This window comes from Pseudomonas sp., from assembly GCF_037994325.1.
Lineage (GTDB): Bacteria > Pseudomonadota > Gammaproteobacteria > Pseudomonadales > Pseudomonadaceae > Aquipseudomonas.
On the sequence record NZ_JBBNAH010000533.1, the window covers coordinates 1 to 4,478 of the forward strand.

The window sequence follows — 4,478 nt, forward strand, 5'->3', positions numbered from 1 at the left end:
CAACAGCTTCGGCTTTGGCGGCACCAACGCCACGCTGGTACTCAAGCGCTGGGCGGGTAAGTGATCTAACGCAGCACTAAGAAAGGGGCTCAACTGAGCCCCTTTTTTTTGGCCTGGAGAAAGCGCTCTACCTAACACGCAAAACCACACGCCCATAAGAAAGGGGGCCGAAGCCCCCATTCTTAACTACGCGCTTTCAGCCAACGCTTACTTACTTAGGCTTACGGCCAAACCCTGGACGCTGACCAGCGCCACCCGCTGGGCCACTGCGCTTAGGCGCAGGCTTACGCGCCGGACGATCTGCCAACTCGATACCCACCCGCACAGGCTTGCCTGCCGGACGCTTCTTGTTGGTGTCGCTCGGACGCTCAGCTACTGGCGTACCACGGCCGCGCGGAGCGGAGTCCGGACGCGGGCCGCTGCGCTGTGGACGCTCGCCATTTTCCGGGCGCGGTGTACGCGCCGGGCGGTCTGCACCTTCGCCACGCGGTGCACGTACCGGACGCTCAGCACCTTCGCCACGCGGGGTACGCACTGGACGCTCGGCACCTTCGCCACGCGGTGTACGCACTGGACGCTCGGCACCCTCGCCACGCGGGGTACGAACCGGACGCTCGGCACCTTCGCCACGCGGCGCGCGCACTGGACGATCAGCACCGGCATCGTGAGCTGGGCGCAAGGTACGCGCCGGACGTTCGCCACGCCCCACCGGCTTGGCCGACTTGCGCTGCAAGCGGTCGAGCTTTTCCTTGGTTTTAAGCTTCATGCCCGGCTGCTGCACGGAGGTCAGGCCCACTTCGGCGGCAAGAATATCCACCTCGCGTTGGCTCATTTCGCGCCAGCGGCCCATGGTCAGGTCGGAGGTGAGAAACACCGGGCCGAACCGCACGCGCTTCAGACGGCTAACCACCAGGCCCTGGGATTCCCACAAACGACGCACTTCGCGGTTACGGCCTTCCATCACGACGCAGTGGTACCAATGGTTAAAACCTTCACCGCCAGGGGCTTCCTGAATATCGGTGAAACGCGCAGGACCGTCTTCGAGCATCACGCCGGTCTTCAAGCGTTCGATCATTTCTTCATCGACCTCACCACGCACACGCACCGCATATTCGCGGTCCATCTGGTACGAGGGGTGCATCAGGCGGTTGGCCAGCTCACCGTCGGTGGTGAACATCAAAAGGCCAGTGGTGTTGATGTCAAGGCGACCGATATTGATCCAGCGGCCGTCTTTAGGGCGCGGCAAACGATCAAATACGGTGGGACGACCATCGGGGTCGTCGCGGGTGCAGATCTCGCCGTCTGGCTTGTTGTAAATCAGCACACGGCGGGTTTCTTCGCTGGCTTCTTCGCGTTTGAGCAGGCGCCCATCGACAACGATGGCGTCATGCAGGTCAACGCGTTGACCCAAGGTGGCGAGGTTGCCATTGACCTTGACCCGGCCTTCGGCGATCCAGGCTTCGACGTCGCGACGCGAACCCATGCCAATACGGGCCAGGACTTTCTGCAGTTTTTCCCCTGCTGGGCTGTATTCTTCTTGCTCACTCATCTGGGCACCTCCCGGTGTATTAACGCTATGTCCGCCGACGAAACCGCCAGCGGGCGCGCATCATACGCTGCGCCGCCTTGCAAGCCTAGCGCAGGATTGCCGGAGCGTCCGGGAAACGCCCCTACGGAAGACTACTTGCGCTGGATCCCCGCCTACGCGGGGATGACGGCGTCGTTTGGGGAATACTGTCGTCCCCGCGCAGGCGGGGATCCAGAAGGCAAGGCTTTACGGCCAGGCCTGCACAAACTCATCAATCGGCAAATCTGCCGGCGTACGCAGTTCGCGCTCCGGCGTACCCAGGTAAAGAAAGGCAATGATCTGCTCGTTAGGCGCCAAGCCCAAGCCCTTGGCCACTCGCGCGTTATAGGACAGATCGCCAGTGCGCCATACCGCACCAACCCCCTGCGCATGCGCGGCGAGCAAAATGCCATGGGCCGCGCACCCTGCCGCCAGTACCTGCTCCTGCGCCGGCACCTTGGGGTGCTCTTGTACACGGGCAATCACCACCACCAACAATGGCGCCCGCAGCGGCATGGCCAGCGCTTTAGCCAGTGCCTCCGGCGTGGCATCTGCGCCCAGCGCTGATGCAAACAGCTCACCCAGCTGATTACGCGCCCGCCCCTCCACAGTCAAAAAACGCCACGGCCGCAATTGGCCATGGTCCGGCGCCCGCAGTGCGGCGCGGAACAACACTTGGCGTTGCAGTTGATCAGGTGCAGGTTCGGTCAAACGGGGGGCGGAAACACGGTTGAGCAGAGCGTCGAGCGCGTCCATAGGGGGACCATCTCCAAATAAGTACAGCGGGCATTCTAGTGGGGGAAACGGAAAATAGCCGGTGCGATTTAGCCGAGATGCCGGCAATGTCGCCCACCAACATGAGCAGAATTCATGTAAACCGCCAACCCGCTCCAGGCCGCTGCGCGTTTGCTATTATCGCGGCCACTTTATTCCGCGCTTTGTCAGGTAACCCCTCCATGTCCGATCGCCACGCTCGTCTCCAGTCTCTTCAGCACGCCCTTAGCGAGCGCATTCTGATTCTCGACGGCGGTATGGGCACCATGATCCAGAGCTATCGCCTGGAAGAAGAGGACTACCGCGGCAAGCGCTTTGCCGATTGGCCGAGCGACGTTAAAGGCAACAACGACCTGTTGCTGCTGAGCCGCCCGGATGTCATTCAGGCCATCGAAAAAGCCTATCTGGACGCCGGCGCGGACATCTTGGAAACCAACACCTTTAACGCCACCCAGGTATCCCAAGCCGACTACGGCATGGAAGCGCTGGTGTATGAGCTGAACGTTGAAGGCGCCCGTCTGGCTCGCCAAGTGGCCGATGCAAAAACGCTGGAAACCCCGGACCGTCCACGCTTTGTCGCCGGCGTACTGGGCCCAACCTCGCGCACCTGCTCGTTGTCGCCCGACGTTAACAACCCAGGCTTTCGCAACGTCACCTTTGATGAGCTGGTGGAGAACTACACCGAAGCCACCCGCGGCCTGATTGAAGGCGGCGCGGATATGATTTTGATCGAAACCATCTTCGACACCTTGAACGCCAAGGCGGCAATCTTTGCCGTGCAAGGCGTGTATGAAGAATTGGGCTTTGAGCTGCCGATCATGATTTCCGGCACCATTACCGATGCCTCGGGCCGCACCTTGTCCGGGCAAACCACCGAAGCCTTCTGGAACTCCATCAGTCACGCCAAGCCCATTTCGGTCGGCTTGAACTGCGCCCTCGGCGCCAAAGAACTGCGCCCGTACCTGGAAGAGCTGGCCGGCAAGGCCGACACCCACGTCTCCGCCCACCCCAACGCCGGCCTGCCCAACGCCTTTGGTGAGTACGACGAAAGCCCGGCGGAAATGGCCGTGGTGGTGGAAGAGTTCGCCGCATCGGGCTTTCTGAACATCGTCGGCGGTTGCTGCGGCACTACGCCTGCGCATATCAAAGCGATTGCCGAAGCGGTGGCCAAGCACAAGCCACGCGCCATCCCAGACATTCCCAAGGCCTGCCGCCTTTCGGGCCTGGAGCCGTTCACCATCGACCGCCAGTCGTTGTTTGTGAACGTCGGCGAGCGCACCAACATTACCGGTAGCGCCAAGTTCGCCCGCCTGATCCGCGAAGATAACTACACCGAAGCCTTGGAAGTCGCCCTGCAGCAGGTAGAAGCCGGCGCCCAGGTGATCGACATCAACATGGACGAGGGCATGCTTGATTCGAAGAAGGCCATGGTCACCTTCCTCAATCTGATCGCCTCCGAGCCGGATATCTCCCGTGTACCGATCATGATCGACTCCTCCAAGTGGGAAGTGATCGAAGCCGGCCTCAAGTGCATCCAGGGCAAGGGCATCGTCAACTCGATCAGCATGAAAGAAGGCGTCGAGCAGTTCATCCACCACGCCAAACTGTGCAAGCGCTACGGCGCGGCGGTGGTGGTGATGGCGTTCGACGAAGCCGGCCAGGCCGACACCGAAGCGCGCAAGAAGGAAATCTGCAAACGTTCCTACGACATTCTGGTCAACGAAGTGGACTTCCCGCCGGAAGACATCATCTTCGACCCGAACATCTTCGCCGTCGCCACTGGCATCGAAGAACACAACAACTACGCGGTGGACTTCATCAACGCCTGTGCCTACATCCGCGATGAGCTGCCCTATGCCCTGACCTCGGGCGGCGTGTCCAACGTGTCGTTCTCGTTCCGCGGCAACAACCCGGTGCGTGAAGCGATCCACTCGGTGTTCCTGCTGTATGCGATCCGCAACGGCCTGACCATGGGCATCGTCAACGCCGGCCAACTGGAGATCTACGACCAGATCCCGCAGGAACTGCGCGACGCCGTCGAAGACGTGATCCTCAACCGCACCCCGGAAGGCACCGACGCCCTCCTCGCCATCGCCGACAAGTACAAGGGCGACGGCAGCGTCAAGGAAGCCGAGAC

The 4,478-nt window shown here is 61.5% G+C and carries 3 protein-coding genes; 1 reads left to right on the forward strand and 2 read right to left on the reverse strand.

The annotated features are described in order from the left end of the window. Positions 1-211 precede the first annotated feature (211 nt). Positions 212-1,549, reverse strand: coding sequence for a 23S rRNA pseudouridine(2605) synthase RluB (gene rluB / locus AAAB16_RS17810; protein ID WP_340664524.1), 1,338 nt, complete (start codon positions 1,547-1,549; stop codon positions 212-214). A 225-nt stretch (positions 1,550-1,774) separates the two neighbouring features. Further along, a complete protein-coding gene (locus AAAB16_RS17815; protein ID WP_340664525.1) occupies positions 1,775-2,323 on the reverse strand; it encodes a nitroreductase family protein in 549 nt (182 codons plus the stop codon). Positions 2,324-2,523: 200 nt separating this feature from the next. Here AAAB16_RS17815 and metH point away from each other — a divergent pair. After that, positions 2,524-4,478: methionine synthase (gene metH / locus AAAB16_RS17820; protein ID WP_340664526.1), on the forward strand; the 1,955-nt coding region annotated here is incomplete at its 3' end.